At 68.9% G+C, this 14875-nt stretch carries 13 protein-coding genes and 1 pseudogene; 5 read left to right on the top strand and 9 right to left on the bottom strand.

The annotated features are described in order from the left end of the window. Positions 1 to 155 precede the first annotated feature (155 nt). A complete protein-coding gene (locus tag AB0I18_RS41170) occupies positions 156 to 908 on the bottom strand; it encodes a sulfite exporter TauE/SafE family protein (RefSeq protein ID WP_363110880.1) in 753 nt (250 codons plus the stop codon). A 320-nt stretch (positions 909 to 1228) separates the two neighbouring features. Between AB0I18_RS41170 and AB0I18_RS41165 the strand changes: the two genes are divergently transcribed. Both AB0I18_RS41165 and AB0I18_RS41160 read left to right on the top strand, forming a co-directional pair. Beyond that, positions 1229 to 2152 (top strand): LysR family transcriptional regulator, encoded by a 924-nt coding sequence (locus tag AB0I18_RS41165; protein ID WP_363110879.1) that lies wholly within the window; start codon positions 1229 to 1231, stop codon positions 2150 to 2152. Between the two features lie 355 nt (positions 2153 to 2507). Next, a complete protein-coding gene (locus tag AB0I18_RS41160; protein ID WP_363110878.1) occupies positions 2508 to 3383 on the top strand; it encodes a nitroreductase/quinone reductase family protein in 876 nt (291 codons plus the stop codon). Positions 3384 to 3484: 101 nt separating this feature from the next. On the opposite strand, the gene AB0I18_RS41155 is transcribed toward AB0I18_RS41160, so the two are convergent. Both AB0I18_RS41155 and AB0I18_RS41150 read right to left on the bottom strand, forming a co-directional pair. Next, positions 3485 to 5626 carry an AAA family ATPase gene (locus AB0I18_RS41155; protein WP_363110876.1) on the bottom strand — a complete coding sequence of 714 codons (2142 nt, stop codon included), beginning with the start codon at positions 5624 to 5626 and terminating at the stop codon, positions 3485 to 3487. Positions 5627 to 5703: 77 nt separating this feature from the next. Next, entirely contained in the window at positions 5704 to 6327 is a 624-nt protein-coding gene (locus AB0I18_RS41150; protein ID WP_363110875.1) for a TetR/AcrR family transcriptional regulator, read from the bottom strand. An 87-nt stretch (positions 6328 to 6414) separates the two neighbouring features. Between AB0I18_RS41150 and AB0I18_RS41145 the strand changes: the two genes are divergently transcribed. Beyond that, positions 6415 to 7149: a zinc-binding dehydrogenase gene (locus AB0I18_RS41145; protein ID WP_363110874.1), complete on the top strand. Its 735-nt coding sequence runs from the start codon at positions 6415 to 6417 to the stop codon at positions 7147 to 7149. A 265-nt stretch (positions 7150 to 7414) separates the two neighbouring features. On the opposite strand, the pseudogene AB0I18_RS41140 reads toward AB0I18_RS41145, so the two are convergent. The 4 genes and pseudogenes from AB0I18_RS41140 to AB0I18_RS41125 all read right to left on the bottom strand — a co-directional run. Further along, positions 7415 to 8239 (bottom strand): annotated as a pseudogene (locus AB0I18_RS41140) (aminoglycoside phosphotransferase family protein); the annotation flags it as partial. Positions 8240 to 8262: 23 nt separating this feature from the next. Further along, positions 8263 to 9294: a phosphotransferase gene (locus tag AB0I18_RS41135; protein ID WP_363110873.1), complete on the bottom strand. Its 1032-nt coding sequence runs from the start codon at positions 9292 to 9294 to the stop codon at positions 8263 to 8265. Positions 9295 to 9682: 388 nt separating this feature from the next. Next, positions 9683 to 10384: an HAD-IA family hydrolase gene (locus AB0I18_RS41130; RefSeq protein WP_363110872.1), complete on the bottom strand. Its 702-nt coding sequence runs from the start codon at positions 10382 to 10384 to the stop codon at positions 9683 to 9685. A gap of 29 nt (positions 10385 to 10413) precedes the next feature. After that, positions 10414 to 11292 carry a winged helix-turn-helix domain-containing protein gene (locus AB0I18_RS41125; RefSeq protein WP_363110871.1) on the bottom strand — a complete coding sequence of 293 codons (879 nt, stop codon included), beginning with the start codon at positions 11290 to 11292 and terminating at the stop codon, positions 10414 to 10416. A 229-nt stretch (positions 11293 to 11521) separates the two neighbouring features. On the opposite strand from AB0I18_RS41125, the gene AB0I18_RS41120 reads away from it, so the two are divergent. Beyond that, a complete protein-coding gene (locus tag AB0I18_RS41120) occupies positions 11522 to 11710 on the top strand; it encodes a hypothetical protein (protein WP_363110870.1) in 189 nt (62 codons plus the stop codon). Positions 11711 to 11758: 48 nt separating this feature from the next. On the opposite strand, the gene AB0I18_RS41115 is transcribed toward AB0I18_RS41120, so the two are convergent. After that, a complete protein-coding gene (locus AB0I18_RS41115; protein WP_363110869.1) occupies positions 11759 to 12667 on the bottom strand; it encodes a GntR family transcriptional regulator in 909 nt (302 codons plus the stop codon). A gap of 205 nt (positions 12668 to 12872) precedes the next feature. Here AB0I18_RS41115 and AB0I18_RS41110 point away from each other — a divergent pair, with 205 nt between their 5' ends. Next, on the top strand, positions 12873 to 13061 hold the full coding sequence (locus tag AB0I18_RS41110; RefSeq protein WP_363110868.1) for a hypothetical protein: 189 nt from the start codon (positions 12873 to 12875) through the stop codon (positions 13059 to 13061). A 165-nt stretch (positions 13062 to 13226) separates the two neighbouring features. On the opposite strand, the gene AB0I18_RS41105 is transcribed toward AB0I18_RS41110, so the two are convergent. Then, entirely contained in the window at positions 13227 to 14483 is a 1257-nt protein-coding gene (locus AB0I18_RS41105; RefSeq protein ID WP_363110867.1) for a GNAT family N-acetyltransferase, read from the bottom strand. Positions 14484 to 14875: the final 392 nt, after the last annotated feature.

The raw sequence follows: 14875 nt of genomic DNA, 5'->3' as shown, positions 1-14875 counted from the left end.
GGGCTGCTGCCTCACCGTTATCTCTGGCTCTCACAGCCCATACCTTATGCAGACTCCCGATCTTCGTACGTCGGTGGGTAGTTGGTCCGAGCCGTGCGACCGTCGCACGGCCATCACTCAGCCATCACCCGGACATCACCCGGCCGCTACAGCTGCTACACAGCCACGGCGACCGCCGCCGTGACACCGACCGCGACGATCAGGCCTCGCAGCACGGCGGGCGACAGCCGGCGGCCCACCCGGGCACCGAGCAGGCCGCCGAGGGTCGAGCCGAGGGCGATCACGCCGACGGCCGCCCAGTCGACATCGGTCACCACCATGAAGGCGACTGCCGCGACACCGTTGACCAGAGCGGCGAGAACGTTCTTGAAGGCGTTCAGGCGTTGCAGGTCGTCGCGGAGGAAACTGCCGAACAGGCCCATGAGCAGCACGCCTTGGGCGGCACCGAAGTACCCGCCGTAGACGCCCGTCGCCAGCACCCCGCACCACAGGGAGACACCGCCGTCGCTGTCGGGCCGCTTCTGCCGCGCCTTGAGCCAGCGGTTGAGACGGGGCTGCAGGAGCACCAGAGCGCAGGCGAGCAGGATCAGCACGGGCACCGCGGACCGGAAGGCGTCGGCGGGCAGTGTCATCAACAGCACCGCTCCCGTGATCGCGCCGATCAGTGACGCGAGGCCGAGCCGCACGATGCGCGGCCGCTGCCCCTTGAGCTCCGCGCGGTAGGCGTAGGCGGCGCTGACCGATCCCGGTACGAGTCCGATGGTGTTCGACACGTTGGCCAGCACCGGTGGGACGCCGAAGGCGAGAAGCGTGGGGAAGGTGATCAGGGTTCCGGAACCGACCACCGCGTTGATCCCGCCGGCCGCAACGGCCGCGGCCGCGAGGGCCGCCATCTCAAGTGCCTGCACGTGTTTCCTTATTTCGGGCGGAGGTCGAGTCTCCGACGGAGGTCAGATCTCCGGTGGATACCGGGTTTCCGGCGGAGACCGGGTTTCCGGCAGGGGATCGAGTCTCGCGCGGGGGCCGGGCCCCAGCAGGGATGGAGTCTGCGGCGGAGGTCGAGCGGGTCGAGCGGGTCGGCACCCGGCCGGCTCCGAACCTCCTCCGGATGAGGTCGAGTTCGGCCGGGTTGCCGCCCTGGGATCCGGTGAAGATCGTCCCGCCCGGTACTCCTCCAAGTCAATCCTCGGGTTTTCTTGCAGACCCCCAAGCTGTAGCTTCACCGTCCATGACGCTTGACGACCTCCGGGTCTTCGTCGCGGTGTGCCGAACCGGCAGCCTCAGCGGTGTGGCCCGAGACCTCTCCTGTACGCAGTCGGCCGTGAGCCAGCACATCAAGCGCCTGGAGCGGGAGCTCGGGCTGAGCCTCCTGGAACGGCATCCCCGCGGTGTCGTGCCCACCCAGGCAGGGCAACTGTTGCAGGCCGCGGCCGCCGGTGGCCTCGGTGACATCGACCAGGCACTGCGCCGGCTGCGCGACCTGGTGCACGGCGAGGCGGGCTCGGTGCGGATCACCACCGGCGCCACGACGGTGCGGCACTTCATGTCCGACGCGATCGTCGCCTTCCGCCGCCGCTATCCCCAGGTGAGCCTGGAGTTCCAGACGGCGTACTCCAGCCGCAGTTGTTTCGACGCGCTCATCGCGGGCGGCCTGGACCTGGCCTGGATCACCCTCGGCGGACCGGTGAGGGGCATCGAGCAGCGCCCGGTCGTCGAACTGCCCTGGGTTCTCGCCGTCCACGCCGACGACACCCTCGCCGCGAAGTCCTCGATCACCCCCGCCGACCTGGCGGGCATCCGGCTCATCGGGCTCCCGGCGAACACCACCTCGCGGTCCCAACTGGGCGCCTGGCTCGGCGAGACCGGCATCAGCCCGGCCTCCGACACCAGCGTCGCCGACTGGGACACCGCCATCCTGCTCGCCGAACTGGGACTCGGCCACGCGATCGTTCCCGACCTCCCGGGCTGGCACGGCCCGGGCCACCCCGACCTGCGCCTGATCCCCATCCCCGCACTGCCCACCCTGTGGACCGGCTGGGCCGTCCGCCGCTGGGACGCGCTGTCCCCCTTGGCCAGGGCGTTCGCCGACACGGTCAGCCACAACTGCGGCAGCCAATTGTCCCGTACGGGTGAGGAATTCGGCATTGCCTGAACGCGCTGATGCCATTAACCTCTTCTTCGTGACTGCCGGGTCGGCCTTGGGCCAAGAACGAGTAGGGTTCCCGGCCTCCGCGTGAGGCCGGGGCGGGCCAGAGGGCCGCCCTTTTCAAGTACGCGCACTGAGATCTCGTACTGAGTGCTGCTGCGCATTTGTGCATCTGTGCCGTGCTGTGCAGCTGTGCTGTGACATCGCCACGCGTGTCGTTTCCGTGTGGACCCGCACATCTGCCTTCCGCACCGGCATTTGCCGCCTTACCGCCTCACTCCCTTAGCACGGGCGAGCCCGAATTCGCCCCGTGGCGATTTCGCATGCCTTCACGCAGAAAAGACCGAGAAGAAAGAAGAGAATGCCCAACGATTTCAACCAGCAGGTCATCGAAGAGTTCCGCGCCAACGCAGGCGAGGTCGGCGGCTATTTCGAAGGAGCCCGGCTGATCCTGCTGACGACCACGGGAGCGCGCTCCGGCAACCGGCACACCACCCCCGTCGGCTACTACCCCGACGGTGGCGACAGGGTGCTGGTCATCGCCTCGGCCGGCGGTGCCCCGACCCATCCGGCCTGGTTCCACAACCTCGTCGCGCACCCCCAGGTCACGGTGGAGACAGGGGTGTTCACGTACGAGGCGAAAGCCGAGGTACTGGCAGGCAGCGCACGCGACGAGGCCTTCGCCCGCGCGGTCGAGGCCGACCCCGGCTGGGCGGAGTACCAGGCGAAGACGACCCGGGTGATCCCGGTGGTCGCCCTCCACGAGATCGCGAGCGGCGGCCCGCCGAACGTGAACGCGTCCTCGATGGGCCAGGCCGTGAAGGCCATCCACGACGCGTTCCGCCGCGAACTCGCCCTGATCCGCAAGGAGGTCGCCGCATCGCCCCCCGGCGGCCCCGGCTCCGGCTCCGGCCTCGGTGCCCAGCTCCGCGTCAACTGCCTGACCTTCTGCCAGGGCCTGCACAACCACCACACCGGCGAGGACGTCGCCATGTTCCCGTTCCTCGCCGACCGCCACCCGGAACTCGCACCGGTCCTGGACCGCTTGCAGAAGGAACACCAGCAAATCGCCGCCCTGACCGCGGAGTTGAAGCGAGTCGTCGATGCCCCCTCCGCCGACCCCCAGCGCGTCCGCCAGGAGGTCGAACGCCTCACCACCGAGCTGGAAGCCCATCTGACGTACGAGGAGGAGCAGTTGATCCCCGTACTCGACGCTCCCCCCGCCCCGACCGCCTAGGGGCCGAAGGCAAGAGGCAAGAGGCAAGAGGATCCCAGGGCGGCCGTGCTGGTGGCCACCAGCACGGCCGCGAATGGCGCCTCACCTCACCTCACCGCACCTCACCCGAACGGCAACGCCCGCGCATGCACCACATCCAGCCGCGACACCGCCCGGGTCAGCACCACATACAGCCGGTTCAGCCCCCGCGCCTCCCCCTCCGCGATCGCCGCCGGCTCCACGGCGACGACATGGTCGTACTCCAGCCCCTTCGCGACCCCGGCACCCAACACCGTGACGCGCGCGCCGAGTTGATCCGCCCCGGCCGCCTCGATACCCGCGTTCCCGAGCGCCTCCCGTACCCGTACGACATCCGCGTCGGCCGCGATGACCCCCACGGACCCCTCGTGCACGAGCGCCCCGCGGACGGCCTCGACGGTCTCCGCGAGCACGTCGTCCGTCCGCCGCATCCGCAACTCCCCGTCGCCCCGCAGGGACTGCCCGGCGGGCACCCCGACAGCCAGCCGCGCCAGCAGCCGGTTCGCCAGCTCGACCACCACCGCGGGCACCCGGAACCCCGTGGTCAGCGGCACCACCACGGCCGCCGGCTTCCCCAGGTGCCCGAGCAGTTCGGCCCACTCCCGCGCGGCCCACGGGGTGGTCCCCTGCGCGAGATCGCCGAGAACCGTGACCGAGCCGAAGGCCGCCCGGCGCCCGATCGCCCGGCACTCCATCGGCGACAGGTCCTGCGCCTCGTCGATCACCAAGTGCCCGTACCCTTCCGGGTGTTCGACGAGCCCGGCGACCTCGTCGAGGAGGACGAGGTCGGCCGCGGACCATCGCGCCGACTTCCACGACCTGGGCGGCCGCGCCCACAGGAGCGCCTTCCGCTCGCCCTCGTCCAGCACCCCGTCGGCCGCGGCGGCCAGCGCGTCCGGATCGGTGAGCAACTCCGCGACGACCTCCTCCGGCCGCACCCCGGGCCACACCGCGTCGACGTACGCGCCGACGGGCCGCGCCCGCGAAATCCGCTGCACCCAGGCGTTCGTACGCGGCCCGGCCCGCAACTCGGCCTGCTGCTGAAGACGCGCCACGATCCGCGTCCGTACGCGCTCACGCCCGACGGCGTACGGCGGCTCCTCGTCCCGTACGCCCGCCACGATCCGCGCGAGCTCGTCACCGGAGACCCGCCAGCGGTACGAACCGTCCGGCACCGCAAGGCCGTTGAAAAGGTCATTGCCGAGGTCATCGCCAAGGCCGTTGCCGAGGTCGCTGACGTTCTCCGGGCCCACCCGGGCGTACAGCGCGCGCCGCAGCACCTCCGCCATACGGGCGTCGTGCTTGACGACGGCCGCGGCCTCGTCGTCGGTGGCCGTGACCGGATGCCTCGCGATCTCCTCCGTCACGGTCGACTGCCGCACGCCCGTCTCGCCGAGCGCGGGCAGCACCTCCGAGATGTAGGAGAGGAAGGTGCGGTTGGGCCCGAGGATCAGCAGTCCACCGCGCCGGATGCGCTGCGGGAACGTGTAGAGGAGATACGCGGCCCGGTGCAGCCCGACGGCCGTCTTCCCGGTGCCCGGAGCACCCTGCACACACACGGACGTGGTGAGGTCCGCGCGTACGAGCTCGTCCTGCTCGGGCTGGATGGTGGCGGCGATGTCACGCATGGGCCCGACGCGGGGGCGCTCGATCTCGCTCGTGAGGATGCGGCTCTCCGGCCGAGAGCCCTGTGGGCCCTGCGGGCCCTCTTCCGCTTCCCCTTCCCTTCTCCCTGCCCCTTCCCCGAGGTGCTCGTCCTCCAGTCCCGTGAGGTCGGCCGAGTCGCCCCGGCTCCCCGGTGCCCAGCCGAACCGTCGCCGTACCCGTACGCCCTGCGGATCGCGGGCGCCGGCCTGGTAGAAGGCGCGCGAGACGGGGGCACGCCAGTCGACGACGAGGGGCGGGGCGGAGGGGTGCTCGGTGATCCGGCGCCGGCCGATGTGGTAGCTCTGCCCGGCGTGGTCACCGGCGGCCATGCGATCGCCGCCGAAGTCCAACCGCCCGAAGAACAGGGGCCCTTCGGGCAGTTCCCGCATCTCCTTGGCCCGGCTGCGGAGCCGGTACCCGAGCACTTCGGCGTCGGCTCCGGACGCGGAGACGTCCTCGCCGGTGACCACGTGTTCCTGGGCGCCGTCGACCATCGCGGCGAGGGCGGCGCGGCAGATGTCGTGGTGGGCGCGTTCCTGGACGAGCGTGGCGGTGAGGGCAGGGTCGGGTGACGTCATTCCGTCAAGGTTAGCGGAATAACGTAACCGAGTTAAATTCATTACCCCGTCACGGTTACGTCATCGCGGTTACCCCGTCACGCGTACCGCGGGAGCCCGTCCCCGAGCCTCGCGAACGCCCGCTCGGCCGCTGCGACTGCGTCCCGCCGCACCTCCGCGACCCGCTCGCCCTCCGCGATCCGCCGCCAGTTCTCCAGCGCGAGGATCCGCTGCACGGCGACGATCTGACCGGCGGCGAGCCGGGCCTCCAGGTCACCGCCGAGCGCCTCGGCGAGCGCGGCCTCCGACCGCTCCAGGTACCCGTACAGCCGTGCCACCAGCGAGGGCGTCCCGTAGAGCAGCCGGTGAAAGGCGAGGACGTCGGGGCGGTCGTTGAGCCCGGTCACCGGATCGCACCGCTCGATCCCGGCGAGGAAGTGCCGCCGCAGCGCCTCGACGACGGACTGCCCGGCCGGCCGGCCGCCGACCACCCGCGCGGCCTCCGCCTCATGGTCGGCGAACCGGTGCAGGACCAGGTCCTCCTTCGTGGGGAAGTACCGGAAGAGGGTCGGCTTGGAGATCTCGGCGGCGGCGGCCACCTCCGCGACGGAGACCTCCTCGAACCCCTTCTCCAGAAAGAGCGAGACGGCGACGTCCGAAACTTCCTGGTACATCCGCATTTTCTTACGCTCGCGCAAGCCCATCGCACCCGTCTCACCCATGCCCCGAGCCTACGCACCCTCCCACCCCCTCCCCGCTCCCGGCGTGTCCGGAGTGGTGAGCGCGCTGGGCGCGGGGGTCCCGTCGTCGTGGCTGGGCCGCCGGGTGACCTCTTTCGTCACCGGGAGTTATGCGGAACTGGCGGTGGCCCGGGTCGAGTCGAGGCCCTCACTTCCGTACCGGAGAACCTGGACCTGCTGCCGGCCGCGGCCCTGGTCCACGACGGCGTCACGGCGACGGGCCTGCTGGAACGGACCGCGGTGACGGCAACGGACCGCGTCCTGATCCTGGGCGCCTCGGGCGGCATGGGCACGCTCCTGGTCCAGCCGGCACACGAACGCGGTGCCCGGGTGGTGGGCGTCGCCCGGGGCGCCGCGAAACTCGCGCTGCTACGGGACCTGGGCGCGGACACGACAGTCGACGCGACGGCTCCGGACTGGCCGACCCGGGCCCGCCACGCCCTGGGCGGCTCCGACGGCATGGCGGACGTGGTGCTGGACGGGGTGGGCGGTGAACTCGGCCCGGCAGCCTTCCCCTTGACGGCGAAGAGCGGCCGCTTCTCGGCCCACGGAGCCCCGTCCGGCAGCTTCGCCACCCTGGACCCGACCGAGGCCGAGCGCCGCGGCATCACCCTCTTCGGCATCCAAGACGTCCAGTTCAGCGAGGCAGACCTCAACCGCCTGACCGCCCACGCTCTGGCGGAGGCCGCGGCGGGGCGGTTGCGGCCGGTGATCGGTGAGGTGTTTGCGCTGGAGGGGGCGGGGGCGGCGCATGGGGCTTTGGAGGGGCGGCAGTTACTGGGGAAGGTGCTGCTGGAGTGCTGAACCTGCGCCACTTCACCAGGGCCTGCTCGATGTCGGTCGCGTCCGGTACGCCATCGAGTCCGAGTGGTCCGGCCGCCGATTCCAGGGCCTTGCGAACCACGGCGGTCGCTCGCGCCAGGCCATCCCCCGCCCGGCCGGGGTGGTCGGCCAACGACTGCGCGGCGCGCATCACGTCCGGGAAGACGGACTGCGCTCGCTCGAAGTCGACGTAGTGCCGCAGGTCTCGGAGCGCTCCATCGACCGAGTCGGGGCTGGTGCGTCGAAGGGCCCGCGACCAGGCTCCGACCACCTGTCCCCACTGGGACTTCGGGTACCGCATCCGGACCAGGTGGACGGCAAGATCGTGCAACGGGTCTCCGTACGTGGCGAGTTCCCAGTCGACACAGACCAGGGGCGGTGCGCCGGACCGGGTCACGATCACATTGTCCCGGTGGAGATCCGCGTGCAGCAGACCGAACGGGCGCCCGGTCATGGCGGGCAGACGGTCGGCGAAGCGACTCATGGCGTCCTCGGGAACGCCCAGCGCCGTGAACAGCCCGCCGAAAGCAGCCCGGTTGGGCTCGCGCACCTGGCAGTCCACGTGCGCTGCCAGCGACCGCAGGAACCCTCGGCTGTCCCGGTCGTCCGAGGGCCAGTCGGCGGGCAGCGGCGGCAACTCCTCCCGGCGGACTCGCGCCATCCGCGCCATCAGACCCGTCAGCACCTCCACGAGAGGGGCGTCCAGGGCCGTGCCGTACGGGTGCACCACCGAGAGCGGGGCTCCTTCCACATAGCTGTGGACGGATTTCCCACCGCTCACGGCCAGGCAGCGGGGCGCGTACCGCGGCAGCACCCTGCCGACGGCTTCCAGGATCTCCCACTCGTGCCGCCAGGTGCGGACGACCACGGGCAGCGCTTCTGGCCTACGGATCCGCACCGTCACAGACGTACCGGCCGCGCACCCGACCTGCCGTGCCAGATCCTCGGTCGGCCTCAGCACGAAGTTCTGGTGGTGATGCCCGCGGGTCGGCACTCCGCCGCGTACCGCGTGCCGCACGAACTCGTCGCAGACGTTCCGTAGAACGTGCTCGTCGCGCTCGGCCACGGGCATGAGCCTCTCCCCCGGCTAGGGCCCTAGTCTCGCGTTCCCAGCTGCTGTTGCTTTCCGCGCCACCGCTGCTTTCCTCGCCACCGCTGCTCTCTGCGCCACCGCAGGAGCGCCGCCTCGATCTCCAACGGACTCGGCAGGACGTCCAGGCCAAGCGGCCGGGCCGCGGCCCCGAGCACGTCTGACACCCTCCGGCTCGCCGCACGGAGTTGACGACGGTCGAACCTCGCCGAGGCGACCAGGGGTTGCGTCTCACGGATGACGTCCGTGAACACGGACTGCGCCCTCTTGTAGTCGAGCAGCTTGGGCAGGTCGTCCGAACAGCCCGCCGAGCTGCCCTCCCTGACGCCCTCGACGATCTCGCACCACCGCTGGATCATCAATTCTTCCTGATCCACCGGATACTTCATGAGATAAAGATGGGTGGCGAGATCGTAAAGCGGGTCTCCGACCATCGCCAATTCCCAGTCGATGGCCCAGAGTTTCCCGTCCGAATCCACGATGAAATTCTCTCGGTGCAGGTCGGCATGGAGAAGGCAGAACGGCCTGTCCGTCAGGCCGGCCACGCTTTTTCTGAGGTGCCGAAAGGAATCAGGGCCCAGTCCGAGATCGGAGAACAGAGACTGGTACTGCGGCAGATTCCGCTCGTACACTTCCTCTTGAGTGAAACAGATGAGAGTTTCGAGGAATCCCTTACTGTGCCCCGGCCTCGCGCGATCCTTCGGCCGGCACACTCGCTTCACGAGCAGCGTGTCCGACGTGACGGACACCAACTGGCTGAACAGTCCGAGGACTTGCCCGAACACCGCGTCGGGTACCTCCGCGCCCGATGGGCACAGCTCGCCCAGCGTGGAACCCTCGACGAACCGCTGCAGATTCACGCCCTCCACCGGAGCGGCCACCTCGGGGATGACGTCGATGCGTCGCTGCAGGTCGTAGAGCAGTTGGTTCTCCGACGCGAAGCAACGCCGGTCGAACCACAGCAGCTTGTCGCGGGGCTCGCGGATCTTCCAGCGCCCCTGGAAGTCGGCTCCCGCCTCGGCCGGCAGCGGGAACACATACGTTTCATGGTGATACCCGTAAAGGGGTCCTTCGACCATATCCGGGTGAACACTCAGAACCCCGGCATGCTGCCGAGTAATAGACGATTTGTGTGACATCGCCCCGTTCTCTCTGGGACCAACCGAAGCTAAGGGGGTGCTCAGAGGGGGCACGCTACTACCCCGACGAGTCGTAGCGTGTCAGAACCGTTTCTTCCAGTCGCACCCGCATCCCCGACGTTCAACTGGGCGCATATGCCAAAGGACATTTCATGCACGTCGCCCACTACTGAACATTGGCGACAACAAGGTCCCTTGCACGACAGAGCAGACGCACCGGCCCGCCCACATCGAGCACATAGCAATTGAGTTCGACCGCACGGAACACCCCTCCTCTTGGTTGACGTCACTGCCGAAGTATCCGCAGAACCGGTTCGAGCGACGTGACCACTTCGGCGGCTCCGGCTTTTCTCAGTTCCTCCTCCCTTTTCTCGTGACGCGCGTAACCGAGAAACGGGACATCGGCCCGTTGAGCGGCCTCGAAGTCCGTGGGGGTGTCGCCGACCATCAAGGCCCCCGACGACTCGGCACCCATGGCACTCAGGGCACGCTTCAGACAGTGGGGATTCGGCTTCAGAAGAGAGAGATCCTGGGTACGGCCATAGATGTGCGGCGCGAAACAATCGACCAGACCGCGGGTGTCCAGGTAACGGGCCGCCACCACCGGAGAGTTGTTGGTCGCGATGGCCAGTCGCGCACCCTTCGCGTGCCACGTCCTGATCAGCGGATCCACATACGGAGTGGGATAGGCCGAGTCCACGGCCTTCAGCTCCTCCGAGGTGAGACGCTTCTCCAGCTCGATCACCAGGTCACTGTCCGGATGCCGGCTATCCACCGCGCGCAGCACGACATGCGGATCGGTTGCGACCTGCTCTTCCGGGGTGAGGAGCCCGTGCAACCCCCACTGTTCAAGGAGCCGCACCTGTTCCGCGGCCACTCGCTCCGAGGAGTGCCCCGCAAACAACCGACATATCGGCCCATCGAAGTCGAAGAGCACGAAACGCGCGCCGGTAATCAATCTCCGCAGTTGCTCAGTCAGTTCCGCCACCGGTTCAGTCTGCGCCGTATTCCTAGTCACTAGGAGAGTGTCAGGTCCGTGGTGATGGTTTCCCAGAGGGCGTTGAACCACTTCTGGGACTGCCCCACGAACGCGGCGTCGCGCTGACCGGCCCCCTTCTCGAAGGAGAAGAGGAGGGACTCGGAGCCGAGAACGTCGTACATGTCCAGCGTCTGACTCTCGTACTCCTCCTCCCGTCTCGTGAGCATGTAGTAACCCATCAGCGCTTCGTCCCCGTTGAGGAGGTACAGCTTCACCGGCGGCGTGAAGGGCAGCGCACGGAAGGTGACCTGGACGTCGATGCCGTGCGACGAACGGAGCGACTTCAGGTTGTGGCTGAGCACGTGTACCTGGGCGTTGCGCTGATCCAGCCAGCGCCTATGCACCGGGTCCTCCTCACCGTGCGCGTCCACGGAGACCGGAAACGCCAGGTTGATCTTGCGTGAGGGCAGCAGGATGCGGACCTTGATCGAGCTTGGCTTCACTGTCCCTTCGTGAATGAGCCGGACCGGCTCACCAAGGGCCAGCATCATCGTTTCCGCGGTGTGGCACACGACGTCGATGCGCACATCCTTCGCCTTGAACGCCTCTGTAAGCCGCGGCGCCAACCCCACCATCGTCCGCTGCGGCTGGTCGTGCGTCGGCGTCACCTCCGCCACCCGCGGCGGGCTCCCCTTGCTGACGTTGCTCAGGAGGCCGTCCTGCTGGAGAGCCCGCAGGGCCTGGCGGACCGTGCCGCGCTCCACGCCGAACTCCTCGGCGAGCTCGGCCTGGGTGGACAGGCGGTCACCGGGCCTCAGTTCACCCGCGCGGATGCGATCCCGCAGGATGTCGGCGATCTCCTGGGGCGAGAGCCTTCTGCTGCCGTTCACTGCCACGTTCTCCTGGGTCACGACCAAACGCTACAACTTTGGCCCATCTTAAGGGAGTTGTTTGAAAGTTGTTTATGACTAGGTACCAACTGGGGATAAGTTAAGCATAGTTGGCAACCAACTAGGTGAAGATGGCGGAAGTTCTGCCTCCTCTCGCAAGTAGTTGGCAGGTAGGAAGGCTCCGCGCCTCTCCAGCTCCACCCGCACCACCCGTTCCTCTCTCCCGGCCCCGCAAGAGCACGAAGGAGGATCCACCATGCCCGCCATAGCTGTCCTCTCCGCCGTCTTCGTCGTCGGCTTCGAGCAGTTCGTCGAGTGGCGGTACGGCCCGAGCGGCATCGTCGGGCTGCTGCTGCTCACCATCGGCGTCAGGACGAAGAGCCCCACCTGTAGCTCGATCGGGGCCGTCGTCCTCGCCCTGATGGTCACCGGACCGGCCCTATGACCTGCAAGGAAACCCGTCCGACAGCACCAGCACGGCCACCGGGAGACCTCAGCTCGTGAGCACCAGCTCCAGGCTGATGGTCTCCCACAGTGCGTTGAACCACAGGTGCGACTGCTCCACGAACGTCGTGTCCCGCAGGCCGGGCCCCTGCTCGAAGGGGAACAGCATGGACTGCGTCCCCTCCGCGTCGTACATCTCCAGGTACTCGTGGTCGATCTCCTCGCCGCGCCGCGTCAGCGTGTAGTACGCGAAGAGCGCCTCCGCCTCGTTGAGCAGGTACAACTTCACGGGCGGGGTGAACGGCAGAGCCCGGAAGGTGACGTGCACATCGATGCCGTGCGTGGCCCGCAACGCCAGCAGGTTGTGCTTGAGGACCTGCCCCTGGGCATTGCGGTGCGCCAGCCAACGGCGCTGCAGCCGGTCGTCGGCCGTGTCGTCCACCGGAGCCGGGAAGGCGAGGTCGATATCGCTGGACGGCAGGAGCACGCGGACGTCGACCCTGGCCGGTTTTAGTCGTCCCTCGTGGATGAGCCGCAGCGGTTCGCCCATCGCGAGAGTCAGCGAGACCGCCGTCAGGCACAGGGCGTCGATCTCGACATGAGGGGCCGCGAAGGCGGCCGTGATCCGCGGTCCGAGCGCCACCATGGTGGGCTGCGGCGGAGCTTCCGCCCCGGTCAGGGCCTCTCCCACGTCCTGCGCGACGGTGGCCGGGCTGCCCTTGGACACGTTGGACAGCAGGCGCTCCGACTGCAGGATGCGCAGCGCCTCACGTACGGCCCCCCGCTCGACTCCGAACTCGTCGGCCAGCTTGGCCTGTGTGGGCATGCGCTGTCCCGCCCGCAGTTGACCGGACCTGATCCGGCTGCGCAGCTCGTCGGCCACCTCGCGGTGTGACCTCTGTGCCCGCTGTGACCTCTTCCGCCCATTGACGGCGACGTGTTCCGGGTCCACAACCAAACACTACAACTTCGCGCCATCTTTGGGCAGTTACCGGGAAGGTGGTTATGAGACGCTTCCAAGCGGAGATAAGTCCAGTGAAGTTGGTCGCCAACTTGAGCAACATGGTCAAACTTCCCAGGGGTTGGCCACCAGAGTCGCAACTTCCGACCAGGTGGACGGTCCCAGCGGGGGTCCGCCTCCCCGTCCCCAAGGAGGGACCGTCATGCCGCTCGTCGCCGCTCTCGTCCTCGCCGCCCTCGTCCTCTGGCTTGAGCACGTGCTCCAAGTGAAGTTCGGGTGGCTGGGCATCGCCGCCTTCGTCGCCCTGACCGTGGGCATCAAGGCCAAGAACACCATGATCGGCGGCATCGGAGCCGCGGTCCTCGTCTTCCTGCTCGTCCAGTCCGGCTGACCCGGTCCGGTAACCGGCCCCAGTGCGGCTGACCGGGCTCCCTTCCGGAGGGGAGCCGGGAGCCCGGTCAGTCTGTTCCACCGTCCACACCAACCCACGCTACGGAGGAGGAGGTGAGCCGGGACTCGGCCGCAGAGCCCCGAGTCGACAGACAGAACCCACACCTCAGAAGACGTCCGGGCACCAAGGTCGCCTGGACGTACGCAACAGGGCGTCGGCGACGGTGGCGGCGCCCGCCCGCGTTTCCTCCACCCGCCCGAGCGCGACGAGCCGCACCGCGGACTCGTCCCCCAGCCACAGCGCCCCCAACTCACTCACACCCAGGGTGAGTTCGGCGTCATCGCCGGTCCGCACGCAGCCAACGCCCGCCGGCGACGCGTCCAGCCGATACCGCCCACCGGAGAGCCCGTCCCGGTCGACGACCTCCAGCACGAGCGTCCCGGAACCCGCGTACGTACGCGCCTCCAGCGCCGCCGCGACATCCAGGATCCGCACCCACAGCCAGTCCGCCTGCGTGGTGATCCGAGCCGCCCGCGGGTCCGGCAGCAGATGCGGCAACAGATCGTCGGGGGCCCGCCACCCCGTCCTGACCTTCGTGACCCAGTCCACGGAGCAGACGTACCGCCACAGGGCGCGCTCGGCGGCCGGCGACACCGCGATCATGTCGCTGACCTTCGCGGTGTCGAGCGGCTGCTTCACGTCCCCCCAGTGGTCGTCCACGGTGTAGGAGAGCAGCCCCTCCACCTCCCCGCCCGCGTTTCTGTACACGGCATGGAAGGGCTCGGTCCACGCGGCCCGGTCCAGGACGATCACCCCGGTGCTCTCCTGCCACCACCGCTCGTTCCGATCGACCACGCCCGGCTGCGCCCGCCTTAGCCGCTCGTGCAGCTCCGGCCCGATCTTCCGTACGTCGTCGCCGTCCACGAGGTCGATACGGCCGCCGTCGTCCGGCCCCGCCCACCTAGGATCGAGCCCCGCCCGCGGTACGTCGATCGTCCACTCGGCAGCCGACGTGGCGGCCCCGAACCCGTACCGCCCGTAGATCGGGTACTCCGCGGCGATCAACGTCGCCACGGCGTCGCCCCGCTCCTTCGCGGCCGCCAGATCCCGGCCCATCATGCGCGTGAGGATGCCCCGCCGGCGGTGGGTCGCGGTCACGGTCACGTTCGACACCGCGTCGGCCACCACGGGCGTCCCGCCCACCGCGGTGAGCTCCTGCCCGAACGACCGGAACGTTCCCACGCACCGCCCGCCGTCGAAGGCGCCCAGCGTGCGTTCGGGCACGATGTACGTTCTCCGGTCCGCCACGTCTGCCTCCGGCGGGGTGGGCGGTCGTAGGAACCCGGTGTTCAGCGCGCGGATCCATTCCGGGATCTCGCTCTCGGTTATCGGTCGGATGTCGATGCCCTGGTGGCGGCTCATGCGGCCACGCTAGGCATACGGGCCGCAAGGTGTCGCGCGGTTTTCCCCTCCCACTCCCGGGGCTCCGCCCCCAGCCCCCGAAGGGGTGTCTTGGGGTGGTGTGGACACTGCGGGCCGGTGGGGGCTTGTCGCGCAGTTCCCCGCGCCCCTAAAAGATCGGGGTGGCTTGGGAGGGTGTGATCACTGCGGGCCGGTGGGGGCTGGGTGCGCAGTTCCCCGCGCCCCTGAAAGACAAAAGACAACGGCCAACGGCCGTGAGGCGGGGTCGGGGTCTGCGCCTCAGCCACCCATCCACCTGCTGTCGGCCTTCCGGCGTGAGGGGTCGTGTCGGGGTGTCCGATCGCCGCGGCAACGTGCCATGACTGGATATCCCAGAGCGGCGATCGGATATC

The sequence above is a fragment of the Streptomyces sp. NPDC050704 genome (assembly GCF_040654355.1).
Classification (GTDB): Bacteria; Actinomycetota; Actinomycetes; order Streptomycetales; family Streptomycetaceae; genus Streptomyces.
Note: the sequence above shows the minus strand (reverse complement) of the source record. Positions and strands in the feature narration are given on the sequence as shown.

Bases quoted from the DNA above. Each gene is read 5' to 3' on its own strand.
- AB0I18_RS41105 (WP_363110867.1), bottom strand. From the start codon at position 14,483: ATGAGCCGCCACCAGGGCATCGACATCCGACCGATAACCGAGAGCGAG.
- AB0I18_RS41150 (WP_363110875.1), bottom strand. From the start codon at position 6,327: ATGGGTGAGACGGGTGCGATGGGCTTGCGCGAGCGTAAGAAAATGCGG.
- AB0I18_RS41155 (WP_363110876.1), bottom strand. From the start codon at position 5,626: ATGACGTCACCCGACCCTGCCCTCACCGCCACGCTCGTCCAGGAACGC.
- AB0I18_RS41165 (WP_363110879.1), top strand. From the start codon at position 1,229: ATGACGCTTGACGACCTCCGGGTCTTCGTCGCGGTGTGCCGAACCGGC.
- AB0I18_RS41110 (WP_363110868.1), top strand. From the start codon at position 12,873: ATGCCGCTCGTCGCCGCTCTCGTCCTCGCCGCCCTCGTCCTCTGGCTT.
- AB0I18_RS41160 (WP_363110878.1), top strand. From the start codon at position 2,508: ATGCCCAACGATTTCAACCAGCAGGTCATCGAAGAGTTCCGCGCCAAC.
- AB0I18_RS41120 (WP_363110870.1), top strand. From the start codon at position 11,522: ATGCCCGCCATAGCTGTCCTCTCCGCCGTCTTCGTCGTCGGCTTCGAG.